14 protein-coding genes are annotated in these 18,377 nt (G+C 66.8%); 6 read left to right on the forward strand and 8 right to left on the reverse strand.

Annotated elements, in window-relative coordinates; genetic code table 11:
- Positions 1-14: 14 nt before the first annotated feature.
- From E2F46_RS07620 to E2F46_RS07640, 5 genes are all read right to left on the reverse strand, one after another.
- The gene (locus tag E2F46_RS07620) at positions 15-1,013 is read right to left on the reverse strand and encodes an AAA family ATPase (RefSeq protein WP_133321482.1); all 999 of its coding nucleotides are present in this window, start codon (positions 1,011-1,013) and stop codon (positions 15-17) included.
- Positions 1,014-1,032: 19 nt separating this feature from the next.
- Complete coding sequence (locus tag E2F46_RS07625; protein ID WP_133321483.1) at positions 1,033-1,731, reverse strand: DUF4159 domain-containing protein; 699 nt, start codon at positions 1,729-1,731, stop codon at positions 1,033-1,035.
- Positions 1,732-2,294: 563 nt separating this feature from the next.
- A complete protein-coding gene (locus E2F46_RS07630; RefSeq protein ID WP_133321484.1) occupies positions 2,295-3,629 on the reverse strand; it encodes a TldD/PmbA family protein in 1,335 nt (444 codons plus the stop codon).
- Between the two features lie 22 nt (positions 3,630-3,651).
- Positions 3,652-5,286, reverse strand: coding sequence for a TldD/PmbA family protein (locus E2F46_RS07635; protein ID WP_133321485.1), 1,635 nt, complete (start codon positions 5,284-5,286; stop codon positions 3,652-3,654).
- A gap of 183 nt (positions 5,287-5,469) precedes the next feature.
- On the reverse strand, positions 5,470-7,104 hold the full coding sequence (locus tag E2F46_RS07640) for a TldD/PmbA family protein (RefSeq protein WP_165967393.1): 1,635 nt from the start codon (positions 7,102-7,104) through the stop codon (positions 5,470-5,472).
- Between the two features lie 145 nt (positions 7,105-7,249).
- On the opposite strand from E2F46_RS07640, the gene E2F46_RS07645 reads away from it, so the two are divergent.
- From E2F46_RS07645 to E2F46_RS07660, 4 genes are read left to right on the forward strand one after another with little or no spacing between them, the layout of a single operon-like run.
- Positions 7,250-9,067, forward strand: coding sequence for a DUF885 domain-containing protein (locus E2F46_RS07645; protein WP_133321597.1), 1,818 nt, complete (start codon positions 7,250-7,252; stop codon positions 9,065-9,067).
- A gap of 6 nt (positions 9,068-9,073) precedes the next feature.
- Positions 9,074-9,928: a formate dehydrogenase accessory sulfurtransferase FdhD gene (fdhD, locus tag E2F46_RS07650; protein WP_425599813.1), complete on the forward strand. Its 855-nt coding sequence runs from the start codon at positions 9,074-9,076 to the stop codon at positions 9,926-9,928.
- The gene (locus tag E2F46_RS07655; RefSeq protein ID WP_133321486.1) at positions 9,925-12,270 is read left to right on the forward strand and encodes an FdhF/YdeP family oxidoreductase; all 2,346 of its coding nucleotides are present in this window, start codon (positions 9,925-9,927) and stop codon (positions 12,268-12,270) included. The genes fdhD and E2F46_RS07655 overlap by 4 nt, the downstream gene beginning before the upstream one ends.
- A complete protein-coding gene (locus E2F46_RS07660; protein WP_133321487.1) occupies positions 12,257-12,514 on the forward strand; it encodes a hypothetical protein in 258 nt (85 codons plus the stop codon). The genes E2F46_RS07655 and E2F46_RS07660 overlap by 14 nt, the downstream gene beginning before the upstream one ends.
- A gap of 25 nt (positions 12,515-12,539) precedes the next feature.
- Here the strand turns inward: E2F46_RS07660 and E2F46_RS07665 are convergent, their stop codons facing one another.
- On the reverse strand, positions 12,540-13,763 hold the full coding sequence (locus E2F46_RS07665; protein ID WP_133321488.1) for a putative bifunctional diguanylate cyclase/phosphodiesterase: 1,224 nt from the start codon (positions 13,761-13,763) through the stop codon (positions 12,540-12,542).
- A gap of 41 nt (positions 13,764-13,804) precedes the next feature.
- Positions 13,805-15,013 carry an HD-GYP domain-containing protein gene (locus E2F46_RS07670; RefSeq protein ID WP_165967394.1) on the reverse strand — a complete coding sequence of 403 codons (1,209 nt, stop codon included), beginning with the start codon at positions 15,011-15,013 and terminating at the stop codon, positions 13,805-13,807.
- A gap of 342 nt (positions 15,014-15,355) precedes the next feature.
- Here E2F46_RS07670 and E2F46_RS07675 point away from each other — a divergent pair, with 342 nt between their 5' ends.
- Together E2F46_RS07675 and E2F46_RS07680 are read left to right on the forward strand one after the other, a co-directional pair.
- The gene (locus E2F46_RS07675) at positions 15,356-16,336 is read left to right on the forward strand and encodes an aldo/keto reductase (protein WP_133321490.1); all 981 of its coding nucleotides are present in this window, start codon (positions 15,356-15,358) and stop codon (positions 16,334-16,336) included.
- An 18-nt stretch (positions 16,337-16,354) separates the two neighbouring features.
- Positions 16,355-17,689: an NTP/NDP exchange transporter gene (locus E2F46_RS07680; protein ID WP_133321491.1), complete on the forward strand. Its 1,335-nt coding sequence runs from the start codon at positions 16,355-16,357 to the stop codon at positions 17,687-17,689.
- A gap of 25 nt (positions 17,690-17,714) precedes the next feature.
- Here the strand turns inward: E2F46_RS07680 and E2F46_RS07685 are convergent, their stop codons facing one another.
- The gene (locus E2F46_RS07685; protein WP_133321492.1) at positions 17,715-18,329 is read right to left on the reverse strand and encodes a Pr6Pr family membrane protein; all 615 of its coding nucleotides are present in this window, start codon (positions 18,327-18,329) and stop codon (positions 17,715-17,717) included.
- Between the last annotated feature and the right edge of the window lie 48 nt (positions 18,330-18,377).

The following is an 18,377-nucleotide window of genomic DNA, read 5'->3' on the forward strand; positions in this document are numbered from 1 at the left end:
CCGGCGTCGCTCCGTCAGGCCTTGCTGAAGGGCACTTCGCGCAGCAAGGCGGCCACCACGTCATCCGGACGCTTGCGCTCGGCCTCGGCCGCGAACGACAGCAGCAGGCGATGGCGCAGTACCGGTGCAGCAAGGGCGGCCACGTCCTCGCGCGTCACCGCCAGGCGACCCTGCAACAGCGCGCGCGCCTTGCCGGCCAGTACCAGCGACTGGCCGGCGCGCGGGCCGGCGCCCCAACGCACGTATTCGCGCACCACCGCGGGTGCGTCGTCGCCCGGTCGAGTGGCGCGGACCAGCCGTGCGATCCAGCCGAGCACGTCGTCGCCGACATGCACCTCGCGCACCAGCGCCTGCAGCGCCAGTACGTCCTCACCGCCCATTACCCGCGGCACCTCGACCACGTGCGAGCCAGTGGTCTGCAACAGGATATCGCGCTCCTCCGCCTCGGAGGGATACTCCAGTGCGATGTGCAGCAGGAAGCGGTCCAGCTGCGCCTCCGGCAGCGGGTAGGTACCAGCCTGTTCGATCGGGTTCTGCGTCGCCAGCACGAAGAATGGCGACGGCAGCGCGTGGGTCGTCCCGGCATAGCTGACGGTGTGCTCCTGCATCGCCTCCAGCAGCGCGGATTGCGTCTTCGGCGGCGTGCGGTTCAATTCATCCGCCAACAGCAGGTTGGTGAACACGGGCCCTTGCTGGAAGCGGAAATGGCGATGCCCGGTGCCGTGGTCCTCCTCCAGCAGTTCGGTGCCCAGCAAGTCGCTGGGCATCAGGTCCGGGGTGAACTGCACGCGGCGGAACTGCAGGTCCAGCGCTTCCCCCAGCGTGCGCACCAGCAGGGTTTTGCCCAGGCCGGGCACGCCTTCCAGCAGGCAATGCCCACCGGCAAGCAGGCCGGTCAACAGCTGTTCGACCACGTCGTGCTGGCCGACGATGGCAGTGGCGATGGCATCGCGCAGTGCGTCCAGGCGCGCCAGCCGCGACTGGATTTCGGATTCGGTGAGGGGGGGAGTCATGTCGTTCCTGTGGGGGTGCTCATGCCGTCAGCGCGTAGATCACGATGTTGACCGCGAACTTCGTGTTGTCCTCGGCCAGGAAACGCTTGTTCCGCCAGTCGTAGTCCCACTCGCAGCCGTAGTCCTTGTTGCTGTAGAGCACGCCGAGGCGGCCGTCGATGTGGATGCCCTTCAGGTAGTCGTGCACCAGGTCGTCGCCCCAGCCGTTGAGCTCGAAACTGGTGGCCGGCGGGCCGTCCGGGAAGCGGAAGAAGCTGCTGTAGATCGCGTGCGTGTTCGGCAGTTTCGCCAGGGCACGGGCGCCGAAGATCGACGCCATCTGCGCCTCGAACGATTTGGCGAACAGCCCGTCGATGTCGTGGTTGCAGTCGTCGACGAACACGAAGCCGCCGTTGCGCACATAGCGCTCGAAATTGCGGCGCTCGGCCGGGTTGAACTCGACGAGCTTGTGCCCGGCGAGGTAGCAGAACGGCGCCTGCAACATCTTCGGGTCGGCCAGCTCGACCACGTGCTCCTTGGGATCGACCCGCAGGTTGGTGTAGTCGATCAGCGAGGTGATGATGTTCGACGGCATCCGCTCGTCCACGTCCCAGTCGCCGGAATCGTACTTGAGCCGGGTGAACCAGAAATCGTAGGCGGCCGATTGCGCACGCACCTGCGGCAGCGCCGCGGCTGCGGCGGCGCCGAGCATCATCCGGAGGAATTGCGCGCGATTCATCGACTCAGGACCTTGTCGAATGTCGGATCCGCTAACAACCTACAAATTCGCAGTTCATCCACGTGTTCGCTCTTCCACCCAAATGAACGACATCCTATTCAGACCCGGAGGGCGGCTGGCATGGACGCCAGCCGTTTTTCGACAGGACAGGGGTGTCCTGTCGAAAAATCCCGTCGAGACCGATGCGACTGGTTAGCTCCGTCGGGGAAGGCCCTTTTTCTTTTGGTTACTTTTCTTTGGGCAAGCAAAGAAAAGTAACCCGCCCGTTCATGGGCGGAAGCTCTTGCTCTTGCTTCTTCATGGACAAGAGGAAAAGCAACAGCTTCCGCCCGCTTCGCGGCCGGGTTCATTTCTTTTTGCTGGCCCAAAAAGAAACGAACCAAAGAAAAAGGGCCTTCCCCGACGAAGCTAACGATGGGTCGGAGAGTACGTCGGGATTTTCCGACTCCCCATCCTGGGTCGGTCGGAAAACGCCGCACGTCCATGTGCGGCGCCCTACGGGTCTGGGAGGACCCTCGCGCCGGCATGGGGAATGCAACAGCCACCATCAACCAATACCTGACTCACACCGCATCCGACAACGAGGTGAACGTGAAGTCCCGCAACCGCATCGGCGGGATCATCATCGCGAACCGCGACTCGTCGCCGCTCACGCGGATCGGCCTGCCCAGCTCGTCGATGTTGTTGAGCATGATCACCGGCGACTCGTTGAAACGGAAGTTCTTGATCGGATAACGGACCTGTCCGTTCTCGATGTAGAACGTGCCGTCGCGGGTCAAGCCGGTCAGCAGCACGGTCTGCGGATCGACCATGCGGATGTACCAGGTGCGCGTGACCAGGACACCGCGCTCCGTCTCGCGCACCAGGTCGGCCGTGGACTTGGTGCCGCCGGACATGATCAGGTTGCCGGGCATCGCCCGCTCGGGCACGCCCTGGCGGTTGGCCCAGTAGCGCGAGTACGCCAGGTTGGCCACCTTGCCGTCCTGGATGACCGGCATCGCCGTTCGCGGCAGGCCGTCGCCGTCCCACGGCAGCACCGGCACCTCCGGGTGCGCCGGGTCGCAGACGATGTTCACTCGCGGGTCGAACACCTGCTCGCCCACCTTGTTGCCGCCGCCGCGCTTGGACAGGAAGCTGCGGCCTTCGTCTGCGCTGCGCGCGTCGAAGAAGTTCATCATGAACGAGATCAGCCCGGCCGCGGCGTGCGGTTCCAGGATCACGGTGTACTTGCCCGGTTCCAGCGCGCGCACGTCGGCCGAATCGCGCGCCTTGCGGATGGCGATGTCGACGTTGCGGCCGGCATTGAAGGTCGAGATGTCGGTGACGTTGCGTCCCACCCAACCGGAACCGCGCTCGTCCTCGGTGCGCACGGTGCAGGTGTAGTCGGCACTGGTCGAGGTCTGGTAGCCGAAGTTGCCCTTGCTGTTGGCGATCGCGGTGAAGCCCTGGCTGTCCTCGAGGAAGCCGGCGGCCACCAGTCCGTTGCCGCGGCACGGCAGGATGGAGTCGGCGGCCACCTGGGCGCGGAACTCCGGCGTGATGGCCGCGGTCGCGGCGCTGAACGTGCTGGTCGGCGCATAGGTCTGCTTGCCGATGGCCGGCATGAACTCGGGGTTCTCCGGCGCCAGCCGCGCCAGGTCCTCGGCGCGGCGCACCACGCGTTCCAGCGAGGCGTCGTCGAACTCGTTGGTGGTGGCGGTGCCCACGCGCTTGCCGAACGCGACACTCACGCCCAATTGCACATTCTCGACGATGCCGCTGGTGGACACGTTGTTGCGGGCGAAGCGGATGTTGCCGGCCATGCTGCCGGACAGCGACGCGGTGCACTCGTCGGCCTGCGACAGCGCGATGACCTTGTCGAGGATGGCCTTGGCCTGTGCTTCGGTAAAGATGCTCATGGTGTTGGGTCTCCTGGTCCGGTCAGCCGAGCGAACGGGCCGTGTTGATGACGTTCATGCCGTCGAAGCGCGCCGTGCTCGAACCGTGCGACACGGCCGAAACCTGCGAAGGCTGGCCCTTGCCGTCGAAGAACGAGCCGCCAAGGCGGTAATCGCTGTCGTCGCAGATGGCCGAGCAGCCGTTCCAGAACTCCGGCGTGCGGATCTGGTAGGCCACGTCCTCCAGCATGCGGGTGATGCGACCGTTCTTGATCTCGTAGAACAGCTGGCCGCCGAACTGCGCGTTGTAGCGCTGCTGGTCGATCGAGAACGAACCGTCGCCGATGATGTAGATGCCGTTCTCGACGTTCGAGATCATGTCGGCGACCGACAGCTTGTCCTTGCCCGGCGCCAGCGACACGTTGGGCATGCGCTGGAACTGCACGCTCGACCAGGAATCTGCGTAGCAGCAACCGTCGGACTCGGTCTTGCCGAGGATGTGCGCCTGGTCGCGGATGGTCTGGTAGTCCACCAGCTTGCCGTCCTCCACCAGGTTCCAGCGCTTGCACTTCACGCCTTCGTCGTCGTAGCCGACCGCACCGAGGCTGCCGGGCTGGATCTTGTCGGCGAACAGGGTCACGCGCTCGCTGCCGTACTGGAAGCGCTGCTCGCGCTTGTCCAGCGTGGCAAAACTGGTGCCGGCATAATTGGCCTCGTAGCCAAGCACGCGGTCCAGCTCCAGCGGATGGCCGACGTTCTCGTGGATGGTCAGCCACAGGTGCGAGGGGTCGAGCACCAGGTCGTAGCGGCCGGGCTCGACCGACGGCGCCTTGAGCTTCTCCTGCGCCTGCCTGGCGGCGGCGATGGCGTCCTCGCGCATGTCGTAGGACAGGCCGTAGTTCACGACGCCATTGGGCGAAACGAACTTCTGCGAGGCATCGCCGTCGAGGTATTCGTAACCAAGGCCCATCGGCGAGGACAGCCCGGCACGGGTGCGGAACTTGCCGCTGGCCTTGTCGATCGCGGTCACCGTCATCGGCGCCCAGATGCGATGCACGTCCTGGTCGATGTAGGAGCCGTCGGTGGAGGCGAAGTATTTCTGCTCGTTGACCAGGAAAAGGGTGGAATTGACGAAGCTTGCCCCGGCCTCGATGGCCGCGGCGTTGACGCCCAGCAGCAGTTCCACCTTCTCGGCGATCGGCACTTCCATCGCGTTCTTGCGGATCGGCGTGCGCCACGACACTTCGCCATGGCCCGGCGCGGGCGCCAACTGCACGCGTTCGGTCTGGATCTTCGCGTTGGCCCTGGCGATCGCGGTGGCGCGGCGCGCCGCCTCGGCGATGGCATCGGCCGTCACCGTGTTGGTGGCCGCGAAGCCCCACGCGCCATCGGCGATCACGCGCACGCCGGTACCCAGGGATTCGGCATTGACCACGTTCTGCACCTTGTCCTCGCGGGTCATCACGAACTGGCGCAGGTAGCGGCCGATGCGCACGTCGCAATAGCTGGCTCCGGCCGACGTCGCCGCCTGCAGGGCGGCATCGGCGAGTTGCTTCTTGACCGCGACGTCCAGTGTCGTGAGCAGTTGCTCGGCGGCGATCGCCTTGCCGAGGAAGGATGGCAGCACGAGGCTGCCGACACCAAGGCCGCCGAGGGCCAGGAAGTCGCGACGCTGCAAGGCAGTTCTCCCGGTTTTGTGGCTCCCGCGCAGCGGCGCCGCGCGAAAGGAACGCCGGACCGACCGCGCAAGGCGACCGTCACGGCAACCCGTCGATTCTTGCCGCCATGCCCGATGGGGTCAAATGACTTTCGGCAGGGGTGACGCTGCATGCGTCACGGTCCGGGCCATGCTCCGGCCGCGTCAACCCAGGTTGCGCGCGGTGTTGATGATGTTGATCCCATCGAAGCGCGTCGTCGCCGAGCCGTGCGAGACGGCCGACACCTGCCCGGGCTGGCCCTTGCCGTCGAAGAACGAGCCGCCCAGCCGGAAATCGCGTTCGTCGCAGATCGCTGAACAGGCATTCCAGAACTCGGGGGTGCGGATCTGGTATGCCGCATCCTCGACCAGGCCGGCGATCTCGCCGTTCCTGATCTCATAGAACAACTGCCCGCCGAACTGCGCGTTGTAACGCTGCTGGTCGATGGAATACGAGCCGCGGCCGTGCACGTACAGGCCGCGCTCCACGCCCGACACCATGTCCTTCACGCTCAGCGGCGTCTTGCCCGCCTCCAGCGACACGTTGGGCATGCGCTGGAACTGGATGCTGGACCACGAATCGGCATAACTGCAGCCATCGGATTCGGTCTTGCCCAGCATGTGCACCTGGTCGCGCGTGGCCTGGTAATCGACCAGGATGCCGTCGCGCACCAGGTCCCACTGCTTGGTCTTCACGCCCTCGTCGTCGTAACCGACCGCTCCGAGACTGCCCGGCTGGGTCTTGTCGGCGAAGAAGCTGACGATGTCGCTGCCGTAGCGGTAGCCAGATTCACGTTTGTCGAGGGTGGCAAAGCTGGTGCCGGCGTAGTTGGCCTCATAGCCGAGCACACGGTCGAGTTCCAGCGGGTGGCCGACGTTCTCGTGGATGGTCAGGAACAGGTTGGACGGGTCGACCACCAGGTCGTAGCGGCCCGGTTCGACCGAGCGCGCGGACAGCTTCTCGCGCGCCTGCCGTGCCGCGGCCACCGCATCCTCGCGCATGTCGTAGCTGCGGCCATAGGCCACCACGCCGCCCGGCATCTCGAAGCGTTGAGACGGGTCGGCATCGAGGTATTCGTAGCCCATGCCCATCGGCGCCGAGAGGCCGTCGCGGGTGCGGAACTTGCCGCTGGCCTTGTCCACCGCGGTGGCGGTGAACGGCACCCAGATGCGGTGCACGTCCTGGTCGATGTAGGAGCCGTCGGTGGATGCGAAGTACTTCTGCTCGTTGATCACGAACATGCGCGAGCTGAAGAAGTCCGCGCCGGCCGCCATGGCCGCGGCATTCACCCCCAGCAGCAAGTCCACCTTTTCTTCCAGCGGCACTTCCATGCCGTTGCGCCGGATCGGCGTGCGCCAGGCCACTTCGCCCACGCCGGTCACCGGCGCCAGTTGCACCGGCTCCTCCTGCAGGCGCGCGTTGGCGCGCGCGATCGCAGTGGCGCGACGCGCGGCATCCGCTACCGCTTGCGTGGTGAGCACGTTGGTCGCGGCAAAACCCCAGGCGCCGTTCGCGATGACTCGGATGCCCGCACCCAACGACTCCTCGTTGACCACGTTCTCCACGCGGTCCTCGCGGGTCATCACGTATTGGCGCAGGTAGCGGCCCACGCGCACGTCGCAGTAGCTCGCGCCCGACGAACGCGCGGCTTCCAGCCCGGCATCCGCCAGCGGCTTCTTCAGCGCCGCGTCCATCGGCGTAGCCAGGACCTCCGCCGCCACCGCACGTCCCAACAGGGAAGGCACCAACAGGCTGCCCATGCCGAATCCACCGAGGGCGAGGAAATCACGTCGTTGCACGGGCCTGCTCCACGTCGGGGAAGCCGGGATTCTGGTGCGGTGCCGGTGTCGCGGTCAAACGCCGATGGTCATGGCAGCGCATCCGGCACATGCGAGCCGTGATGCAAGCGCATATCCTCACCACAGACTTCCCATGGAACCCGACATGCGCCGCAGCCTGCCCGCCATCGCCCTCCTCGCCCTTGCCCTGGCCGCCTGCAACGGCAGCGCCGGAGGCGACGCGTCCCGTCCGACGTCCGATACGCATGCGGCATCGCAATCGCAATCGCAGGCCGACATCGCATTCGCAGCATTGTCCGCGCGCTATCTCGACGAGGCGCTGGCGTTCTCCCCGGTGTCTGCGACGCAGATCGGCGACCACCGCTTCGATGCGCAGATCGACGACATGAGCGCCGAGGGCCGAGCGGCATCGGCTGCCTTCAACCGCGCCATGCTGGCCGAACTGGACGCCATCGACGATGCGGCCCTGTCGCGTGAGCACCAGGTGGATGCGCGCATCCTGCGCAACCACCTGCAGTACGCGCTGTGGCAGGAAGAAACATTCCAGTCGTGGGCCTGGGATCCGCAGATCTACAGCGGCCTGGCCGGTGGCGCGATCTACGGCCTGATGGCGCGTGAGTTCGCGCCCCTGCCCGAGCGCATGCGTTCTGCGATGGAGCGCATGGAACGCCTGCCCACGCTGTTCGCACAGGCGCGCGCGAACCTCGATCCGTCACGCGTGCCGAAGACGCATGCCGAGACCGTGGCGCGCCAGAACGCCGGCGTGCTGACCTTGCTGGACACCTTCATCACGCCGAACGCCGGCGAGTTGCAGGGCGCAGACCGCGAGCGCCTGGATGCCGCCGTCGAGACGCTGCGCGACGCCGTCGCCGAACACCAGCAATGGCTGGACGACACGCTGGTGCCGAATGCGACCGGCGAGTTCCGCATCGGCGCCGAGCGCTACGACCAGCAGCTGAAGTTCGCACTCAACGCCTCGCTGTCGCGTGCCGAAATCAAGCAACGTGCCGAAGCCGAGCTGTCGCGCATCCGCGACGAGATGTACGCCGTCGCGCGCACCGTGCTGGCCGACCAGCCCGGCGCACCGGATACACCTGAAAGGCCCGACGAGAACCAGAAGCAGGCGGCGATCGAGGCTGCGATGGAACTCGCCTACGCCGAGCGCCCGGAACGCGATGGCGTGGTCGATTTCGCCAAGCACACGCTGGAGGTCGCCACCGACTTCGTACGCGCCAAAGACCTTGTGACGGTGCCGGACGATCCGGTGAAGATCATCCTGATGCCGGAGTTCCAGCGCGGCTTTTCGGTCGCGTATTGCGATTCGCCCGGCCCGCTGGACAAGGGCCTGGACACCTACTACGCGATCTCGCCGATCCCGGACGAGTGGAGCGAGGCACAGGTCGACTCGTTCCTGCGCGAGTACAACAACTACATGATCCACGTGCTCACCATCCACGAGGCGATGCCGGGGCATTACCTCGAGGGCGCGCATTCGGTGAACCACCCTTCCACGCTGCGCGCCGTGTTCCGCTCCGGCCCCTTTGCCGAAGGCTGGGCGGTCTATACCGAGCGCACCCTGGCCGATGCAGGCTACCTCGACAACGACCCGCTGTTCCGGCTGATGCAGCTGAAGTTCTACGCCCGCGCCGTGGCCAACGCCATCCTCGACCAGGGCATCCACGTGGACAACTGGACGCGGGAACAGGCGATGGACCTCATGGTGCGCCAGACCTTCCAGCAGCAGAGTGAAGCCGACGGCAAGTGGATCCGCGCACAGCTGTCCTCGACCCAGCTGGCGACCTACTTCGTCGGTGCGCAGGAGCATTTCGATGCCCGCCGCGCCGCCGAGGCCAAGCTGGGCGACGGTTTCGACGTGAAGGCCTACCACGACGGCATCCTCGCGCAGGGCGCACCGCCGGTCCGTTTCGCGCGCCAGCTGCTGTTGGGCGAGCCGATCGAGTAGCCGGTGGTGGAGGCGCGCCAGGATCCGCGGACGGACGGCGCGCCGCAAGGCGCGGTACGGCGCGAGCCGCTGCGTCTTCGCGGCGATGCCGCTGCGCGCGAAGCGGACTGGATCGCCGAGGAAATCCCTGTCGCCTTCGCGTTCAATGGCGAGCCGTTCGCGGTGATGATGGCCACGCCTGCGGATATTGCGGACTTCGCCGTGGGGTTCGCCCTCAGCGAAGGCATCGTCGAAACGGCCAATGAACTGCAGATCGAGGCCATCGACACCACGGTCGACGGCATTGCGGTGTCGCTGCGCGTGCCGGCCGCGCGCATGGCCGCCATGTCGGAACGCAAACGCAACATCGAAGGCCGCAGCGGCTGCGGCATCTGCGGCGCGGCGTCGATCGATGCGGTGCTGCGGCCACCACGGCGCGTATCCGGGGGCATCGCCATCGCATCCGGATCCCTTGCTGCCGCACTGATCGAACTGGAGCGCCGGCAGCCGCTGAATGCGCTGACCGGCGCCACCCACGCCGCCGCATGGGCCGATGCCGAAGGCCGGCTGCTGCTGGTACGCGAGGACGTGGGCCGGCACAACGCGCTGGACAAGCTGATTGGTGCCATGCAGGCCGCCGACATCGATGCCGGCAGCGGCTTCTGCGTCGTCACCAGCCGCGCCAGCTACGAAATGGCGATGAAGGCCGCGCAGTCGGGCATGCCGATGCTGGCCGCGATCTCCGCTCCCACCGCACTTGCCATCGCGCTTGCAGACAGCGCCGGCATGACCCTGGTCGGCTTCGCGCGGGGCGATGGCTGCGTGGCCTATGCGCACCCGCATCGCCTGCACGCGTCGCCGCTGGCAGAATCCTCGCCATGAGCGACGAACGCACCCTCCGCGATTACGACGGGCCCGCCGGCGGCTGGGATTCGCTGAAGAGCGTCGCCCGCCACCTGCACGAACAGCACATCCCGGTGCGCGGCGCGAAGACCTTGCTGTCGATGAACCAGCCCGACGGCTTCGACTGCCCGGGTTGCGCCTGGCCCGATCGCGACCACACCTCCACCTTCGAGTTCTGCGAAAACGGCGCCAAGGCGGTGGCCGCCGAAGCGACAGCACTGCGCGCCGGGCCCGAGCTGTTCGCACGCCACGCCGTGACCGAACTTGCACGCTACAGCGACCACTGGCTGGAAGGTCAGGGCCGGTTGACCACGCCGTTGCGCTACGACGCAGCGACGGACAAGTACGTGCCCATCGCGTGGGACGATGCTTTCACCATCATCGCCACACACCTCGATGCCCTGCCCTCGCCGGACCAGGCGATCTTCTACACCTCGGGCCGCACCTCCAACGAGGCCGCGTTCCTGTACCAGCTGTTCGTGCGCCAATACGGCACCAACAACTTCCCCGACTGCTCCAACATGTGCCACGAACCCTCCGGCGCGGCGATGAAGCCGCAGATCGGCGTCGGCAAGGGCACGGTATCGCTGCAGGACTTCGAGCAGGCCGATGCGATCTTCATCTTCGGCCAGAACCCCGGCACCAATCACCCGCGGATGCTCGGCGAACTGCGTGCGGCGGCGAAGCGCGGCGCGGCCATCGTCGCGTTCAACCCGCTGCGCGAACGTGGCCTGGAGAAGTTCGCCGATCCCAAGGACGCGCTGGAGATGCTGCACAACGGCTCCACGCGCATCGCGTCGGACTATTTCCAGTTGCGCATCGGCGGCGACCTCGCCGCGCTCAAGGGCATGATCCGCCATATGCTGGAACGCGATGCCGACGTGTTGGCGTCGGGTGCGCCCTCGCTGCTGGATCGCGCGTTCATCGATGCGCACACCAGCGGCTTCGAGGCATTCGCCGACGACGTGATGGCGGAATCATGGGACACCATCGTTGCCGAATCGGGGCTGACCGAAGCCCAACTGCGCAAGGCTGGCGACATCTACCTCGGCGCAGGCAAGGTCATCGCCTGCTGGGGCATGGGCATCACCCAGCACAAGCATTCGGTGGCGACCATCCAGATGATCGTCAACCTGCTGCTGCTGCGCGGCAACCTCGGTCGTCCGGGTGCAGGCGCCTGTCCGGTGCGTGGCCACAGCAACGTACAGGGCGACCGCACGATGATGATCTGGGAAAAGCCCCCGGTCGCATTCCTCGACAGGTTGCGCGACGTCTTCGGTTTCGAGCCACCGCGCACGGACGGCTACGACACCATCGGCGCCATCGAAGCCATGCGCGACGGGCGCGCGAAGGTGTTCTTCGCGATGGGCGGCAACTTCGCCACCGCCACGCCGGACACCACGGCCACCCACGCGGCGCTCCGCAAGTGCGCGCTGACCGTGCACGTCGCCACAAAGCTCAATCGCAGCCACCTCGTCCATGGCCGTGAGGCGCTGGTTTTGCCCTGCCTGGGCCGCACCGAGATCGACATGCAGGCCACCGGCCCTCAGGCGGTGACCGTCGAGGATTCGATGAGCATGGTGCACCTGTCGGCGGGCATCAATGCGCCCGCCTCGCCGGCGCTGCTGTCGGAGCCGGCCATCGTCGCGCGACTGGCGCAGGCCACCCTGGGCGACCGCGGCCACGTGCCTTGGCGCTGGCTGGTGGAGGACTACGACCGCATCCGCGACCTCATCGCCCGGGTGTTCGACGACTTCCACGACTTCAATGCACGCGTGCGCGTCCCCGGCGGATTCCAGCTACCCAATGGCGCACGCGACCGCAACTGGCACACGGCCGATGGTCGCGCGTCGTTCCGCGCGCATGCCATTCCGGTCGACACTGCCCTGCATCGCGCGCGTGCGGGTCGCGACGCGCCGGTCTTCAACCTCACCACCGTGCGCTCGCACGACCAGTACAACACCACGATCTACGGGCTGAATGATCGCTACCGCGGCGTATCCGGCGAGCGCCGCGTGCTGTTCGCCCATGCCGACGACATCGCCGCACTGGGCATGGCGGCGGGCGACCGGGTGGACCTGGAAAGCCTGGGCGAGGATGGCGTGCGTCGTGTCGCCCGGCATTTCCTGCTGGCCGATTACGACATCCCGCGTGGCTGCCTGGCGGCGTACTACCCGGAGACCAATGGCCTGGTGCCCTTGGAAAGCTTCGCCGACCAGGCGCGCACGCCCACGTCGAAATCGATCCCGGTGCTGGTCCATCGCCCCACACCCGAGGCATCCACCGCGTCGCGCGACATCCCGCTCGATGTCATCGTCTGACCAGGCCCCGTTGCGGACTGCGCTGCTGGCCGAGCTGGCGGCGCACCCCGAGGGCGTGTCGCTGCCACGGCTGTGCAAGCGGCTCGGCGTGCGGATGAGCGTGCTGCTGCGGGAGCTGGCGTGGCTGGGCGATGGCGACATAGGCGGCATCCACGCCGAAGGCCTCGTCCAGGTGTCGTCCGAGGGCGAACGGCAGGTCGCGCGGTTGACCGGCCTCGGGCACGAAGCGGACGGCAGCGGCTGAGCTGGCCATCGCGCGAGGGATGACCTCAGTCGCCGCCTGTCATCGCCGCGATGGCTTCAGCGGCAGGCGCTGGCCTTCCGTGCAGGTAGCCCTGGTAGCGGTCGCAGCCCATTTCGGCCAGTAGGGCCAGCGTCTGCGCGGACTCGACGCCTTCGGCCACCACTTGCGCCCCGATGCCGTGCGCCAGCGATACGGCGGCAGCTGCAAGCTGCCGGCTGCGGGTGTTGACGGTGATGTCCTGGATGAAGCTGCGGTCGAGTTTGACCTCGTCGACCGGGAACTCACGCAGGTAGGCCATCGACGAGTATCCGGTGCCGTAGTCGTCGATGGAGATGGCGACACCCGTCGCATGCAGCTCGCGGAGCACTTCGGACAGTGCCGGCATATCCGATACGAAGGCGGTTTCGGTCACCTCCACCTTCAGCGCAGACGCGGGAACGCCCCACAGTGCCAGCGCTGCCGAAAACGCGGCCACGACATCATCTTCCAGGACCGCGCGCGGAGACAGGTTGATCGAAAAGACCAGCGTTGGATTCTCACGAAGCGCCGGAGCGCAGGCGCGCAACGTCCCATGGAGGCTCCAGTGCGTGAGCGGCCCGATCAACCCGGTCTGTTCGGCCGTGGCGATGAAGCGCTCGGGCGCGACCCATGCATCCCGATGCCGCCAGCGCGCCAGCGACTCGAAACCGTGCAGGCGACCGTCACGCACGGATCGGATTGGCTGCAGCCAGATGGCCAGGTGGTTGGCGGCAATCGCTTCGCGCAGCGCGTCGTGGGACACCAGCTGTCGTTCGACCGAAGAATTGAAGGCATGGCGCTCTGCCGTCTGGACCGCTTCCAGCGTCGCCTCGTCCGCCCGCCGGCAGAGGGTAACCGGATCGGTGCCATCGTGCGGCCGGGTCGCCACGCCCACGGCGATGTTCGCGCGCACGGGGTGGCCGCAGACTTCAAGCGGCGCGCGCGCCGCACGCGAAACTTTTCCCGCGGCAAGCGCGGCGTGCTGGCGCTGCTTCAGGCCGGGCAATACCATCGCAAAATCGCACTCGCCGATGCGGAACAGGCGATCCACCGGTCGCAATGCCTCGCGCAAGCGGTGTTCCAGCGCAGTCGCCAATGCCTCGCCGGCGGCGTATCCGAACAGCATCTCGAAATCACGCAGACGCTGCGTCCGCAGTACCAGCACGCCGATGCAGCCACCGTCACCATCGGTCTCGGCCACGCAGGCAAGCAGCGCGTCGCGATTCAGCATGGCATACCACCCCGGGTGGCGGCGACCGGCATCCTGGACACCTACAGGTACAGCTCGCGCGGATCAAGGCCGTACGCGCCTGGCTCGAGGCCGCGGATGATCTTCAATCGCGACTCTGGCAGCGCCTTCCGATCGGCAAGCATCAGGTCGACCGGGATGAACTGGTCGCGCAGCGCCTTGCTGGCATCGGTCAGCAGCATCAGCGTCGGGCGGAGGCGCCGGACGCGGTTCTGCGCCATCACCACGGCCACTTCCCCACTGTCGAGCTCGACCAGGCTACCCACCGGATAGATGCCCATGCACTGCATGAACTTTTCCACCAGTTCGGCCTGGAAGCCATGCCCGCACTGCCGGTAGAGCTGCTGCAACGCATCGTGCCGCGAAATCGCACGGCGGTACGGCCGATCCGAGATCATGGCGTCATAGCTGTCCACGAGGCCGGCGATCCGGCAATGCAGCGGAATCTCCGTGCCGACCGTTCCCGCCGGGTATCCGCTGCCATCATGCCGTTCGTGATGGCCCTGGATGATCTCGAGCACTGCCACGTCATGCAGGCCCGATGCCGCATACAGCGCTGCACTGGTCTGCACATGCTCGCGCACGATGTGGCGTTGGTCGGCAGGCAGCGGGCCGCCATGGGCAAGTATTTCCGCCGGCACATGGATCATGCCGATATCCATCAGCAGGCAGCCGGCGGCGATATCGGCCAGCTCGGACTCCTCGAGGCCCAGCTCGCGGCCCAAGGCCACCGACAGTGCGCTGCAGTTGACGGCATGTCCGTAGGCGTAATCGTCATGCTTGCGCAGGGCCTGCAGCCAGAAGAACGCATCCGGATGGCGCGCGAGGCTGCCCATGATGGGCTGGACCACGGCATCGGCGACGCGCCGGTCGATCCTGCCGCCTTCGCGCAGGATCGAATAGATCTCCGCCACGCCTGCCGTGGCGCGTTCCAGTGCACTGGCAGCGTGCGGAACGGCGGCGAGCACGTCCACCCGCGGACGCGCCGTGTTCGACGGTGCCCCGGCGCCGGCTGGTCCCGACGCCAAGAGGCCTTCATCCACGTCGACGCTCTTTTCCACATCGATGAAGACGTGCCTGCAACAACGCTTGAGCTGCTCGATTTCGCCTTCCCCCTCGACCAGGAAGCCCTGGAGCAGGAACGGCGTACCAACCCAATCGCGATCGAGCCGGCACACGAACATGCCGGCACGCAGTTGGTCGACCTCGACCCGGCGTTCCTCGATTTGCATCCACTGTTTTCCCGGACCGGCGCCCCAAGACACCGGTCGACATGATGCTGGACAGCAAGTGGAATTAGAAGAGGACACATGGCGTGAGGAAGGGATGAAGGCCAATCCAGTGCGTTCGCTGTACCGCCCACCTTCATCCCCGCCACGGCGCCGAAGAAGTGGCGGAGATGTCGCGGGTCTGCGTCCGATCCTGACAGACACGGGTTCAGCCATTGCCAGTCGCCGCCCCCCATCCCGTCGGGAACTGTCATCCATTCAGCATGACCATCGGCACGCGCCACGATTGGCATCGACACGCAAGCTGCGACAAGATCGTGGCATTCCCCCGGCAGGAGCATGCACATGACCCACCGTCGCGACTTCCTCACCAGCGTCGGCCTTGCTGCCACCGGGCTTGCCCTCGCCCCCCTCGCCGCCTGCAGCCAGGATGCGCCGCGGGTGCCATCGACCCCGCTGGACAAGCCGCTTGGCGCAATCGCCGATGCCACGCCGCTGTCCGCCGCCTTGCTGGCGCGACCGATCCCGTCCTCCGGCGAAATGCTGCCGGTGATCGGTGCCGGCACGTCGGGCAGCTACGAAGTGCCGCTGGCTTCCGGCGAATTCCAGGACCTGCGCGAGGTCGCGAAGGTGTTCTTCGACGGCGGTGCCACCGTGATCGATACGTCGCCCAACTATTCCAATGCAGAAGACGTGGTGGGCGCGCTGCTGGAAGACGGCGGCTGGCGCGACCGCTGCTTCCTGGCCACCAAGCTGGCCGCCGACAGTCGCGATGCGCTGGAACGGCAATGGGCCGATTCACTGCGCCGGCTGCGCACCGATCGCGTGGAGCTGCTGCAGGTCCACAACCTGCGCAACCTCGGCCAGGCCCTGCCCTACGCCCGGGAACTGCAGCAGCAGGGGCTGGCCAAGTACATCGGCATCACCCATTACCTGGAAAGCGGCCATGCCGAAACCGCACGCATCATGCGCGATGAATCACCGGACTTCGTGCAGATCAACTATTCGGTCAATGCGCCGCAGGCGGCGCGCGCGATCTTCCCGTTGGCGCAGGAACGCGGCATCGCCGTGGTCGTGAACCGTGCCTTCGATGACGGCAGGCTGTTCGCGATGGTGCGCGACAAGCCGCTGCCCGGCTGGGCGGATGACGTCGAAGTCACCTCCTGGGCGCAGCTGTTCCTGAAGTTCGTGGTCAGCCATCCGGCGGTCACCGTGGTCATCCCGGCCACGGGCAGGCCCGAGCGGCAGGCCGACAACCTGCGTGGCGGCATCGGTCCACTCCTTGACGAGGAACAGCAGGCCGAACTGGTCCGGACATTCGCGTGATGCCGGCCGGAGTCGTCCATGCGTGAGCGCATCGCCGGGCTGTTCAACCTGCGCCGCGACGAAGTGGCGCCGGTGCTCATCGCCGCGTTCTTCTTCTTCTGCATCCTCACCGCGCTGATGATGCTGCGCCCGGCGCGCGACGCGCTGGGCATGCGCAGCGGCCTCGACAGCATCCGCTGGCTGTTCATCGGTACCGCGGTGGTTACGCTGATGGTCAATCCGATGTTCGGCTGGCTGGTCGCGCGCTTCCGCCGCCTTCAGTTCATTTCCGCCACCTATGTCTTCTTCATCGCCAGCCTGTGCGGATTCTGGGCGTTGCTGGTATTCGCGCCGGGGATGGTCGGCGAACGCAGCGGGCAGGTGTTCTACGTCTGGTTCAGCGTGTTCAACCTGTTCGTGACGATGGTGTTCTGGGCGCTGCTGGCGGACCGCTTCAGCAGCGACCAGGGCAAGCGGTTCTTCGCACTCATCGCGGTGGGCGGCACCCTGGGCGCGATCTTCGGGCCATGGCTGGCATCGCGCCTGGCTGAACCACTGGGCACCGCGAACCTGCTGCTGGTGGCCTCGCTGTTCCTGGCATTGGCGATCGTGGCGGCATGGTTGCTGGTCCGGGTGCGGCCTGACCGCGCCACGCCCCTGGACGCCACGACTGCCGTGGCAACACGCAACGAGGAAGCCGTGCGTATCGGCGGCAACGCCTGGGCGGGCATCCGCGCGGTGTTCTCGTCGCCCTACCTCGCCGGCATCGCCGGCTATGTGCTGCTGATGACGGTGGTGGCGACCTTCATCTATTTCACCCGGCTGCAGATGGTGGCCGCCGCCACCGACGACCTCGACGCGCAAACCGCGATGTTCGGCAACATCGACATGTGGACGCAGGTCGCGGTGCTGTTGCTGCAGCTCACGTTGACCGGCCGCATCATCAAGCGCTTCGGTCTGGGCGTGGCGCTGGCACTGCTGCCGCTGGCGATGGCGCTGGGCTTCATCGGCCTGGCGGTCTACGGCTCGTTCGCCGTGCTGGTCCTGCTGGAAGCGGCCAACCGCGCCTTCCAGCGCGGCCTGACGCGCCCGGCACGCGAGGCGCTGTTCACCGTGGCCAGTCGTGAGGACAAGTACAAGGCCAAGGCCTTCATCGACACCTTCGTCTATCGCGCCGGCGACGTGGTCGGTGCGCAGACCGAAGGCCTGCTGGGCCGGCTGGGACTGGCGCTGGGCGGGCTGGCCAGCGTGGTAGTGCCGCTGGCGGTGGTGTGGGCGGCGCTGGGCCTGTGGCTGGGGCGCGAGCAGAACCGACGCGCCACCGCATCCGTGGTGCTGGCGTCTCCACCCTCCGACGGTGCATCGCCCCGCTGACACCCGTCCAGGGGTTGCGTCGCCATCAGCCTGGCCGCATGTTTCCGCGCTGCGGCCAGCGACGATCCAGCCACACCAGCAGCGCACCGAAGGCGATGAAGACGGCGGTCACGGACAGCGCGTTGCGCAACACCGTGCCGATGCCCAGCGCGCCGACATCGATGAAGGGATAGGGATACTCGCCTGCCCAGCTGCCGCGCCACAGCGCCCAGGCCAGGTAGGCCAGCGGAAACGGCAGCCACCATGCCAGGTCGGTCCACGACAAGCGGCGATGCGGCACCGCCCAGGCCCACCATCCGACGTAGGCCAGGGGCACGGCGTAATGCAACGCCGCGTCGGCCAGCCATTGCGCGCCCTGCGGCTGCCAGAGCGGCCGCAGCACCGTGACGTAAACGAAGCCGACGATGGCGATGTACAGCGCCACCGCACCCAGCGCGCGCGGGCGCGCCATCCATGCCATGTCGCGCCCATGCGCGACCGTGATGCAAGCCAGGGCAACCAGGGTATTGCCGAGGATGGTGAAGTAACTGAAGAAACGGATGGTCGCCAGTGCGGCACCGTCCGGCGCCGCGCGCAGCAACAAGACGTACTGCAGCACCAGCGCCCCGCACGCCAGCCCGGCCACCAGGCCCGCGGTCAACCGCGCCCCTGTTCGCCATCCCCCCATCTCGTGCATGTCCCTTCCCCC

Source organism: Luteimonas aestuarii, assembly GCF_004357985.1.
Taxonomy (GTDB): domain Bacteria; phylum Pseudomonadota; class Gammaproteobacteria; order Xanthomonadales; family Xanthomonadaceae; genus Luteimonas; species Luteimonas aestuarii.

Excerpts from the sequence above, each read along its gene's own strand:
- E2F46_RS07655 (WP_133321486.1), top strand. The coding sequence starts at position 9,925 with ATGAGCGACGAACGCACCCTCCGCGATTACGACGGGCCCGCCGGCGGC.
- E2F46_RS07665 (WP_133321488.1), bottom strand. The coding sequence starts at position 13,763 with ATGCTGAATCGCGACGCGCTGCTTGCCTGCGTGGCCGAGACCGATGGT.
- E2F46_RS07660 (WP_133321487.1), top strand. The coding sequence starts at position 12,257 with ATGTCATCGTCTGACCAGGCCCCGTTGCGGACTGCGCTGCTGGCCGAG.
- E2F46_RS07630 (WP_133321484.1), bottom strand. The coding sequence starts at position 3,629 with ATGAGCATCTTTACCGAAGCACAGGCCAAGGCCATCCTCGACAAGGTC.
- E2F46_RS07680 (WP_133321491.1), top strand. The coding sequence starts at position 16,355 with ATGCGTGAGCGCATCGCCGGGCTGTTCAACCTGCGCCGCGACGAAGTG.
- E2F46_RS07625 (WP_133321483.1), bottom strand. The coding sequence starts at position 1,731 with ATGAATCGCGCGCAATTCCTCCGGATGATGCTCGGCGCCGCCGCAGCC.
- E2F46_RS07675 (WP_133321490.1), top strand. The coding sequence starts at position 15,356 with ATGACCCACCGTCGCGACTTCCTCACCAGCGTCGGCCTTGCTGCCACC.
- E2F46_RS07645 (WP_133321597.1), top strand. The coding sequence starts at position 7,250 with ATGCGCCGCAGCCTGCCCGCCATCGCCCTCCTCGCCCTTGCCCTGGCC.
- E2F46_RS07670 (WP_165967394.1), bottom strand. The coding sequence starts at position 15,013 with ATGCAAATCGAGGAACGCCGGGTCGAGGTCGACCAACTGCGTGCCGGC.
- E2F46_RS07620 (WP_133321482.1), bottom strand. The coding sequence starts at position 1,013 with ATGACTCCCCCCCTCACCGAATCCGAAATCCAGTCGCGGCTGGCGCGC.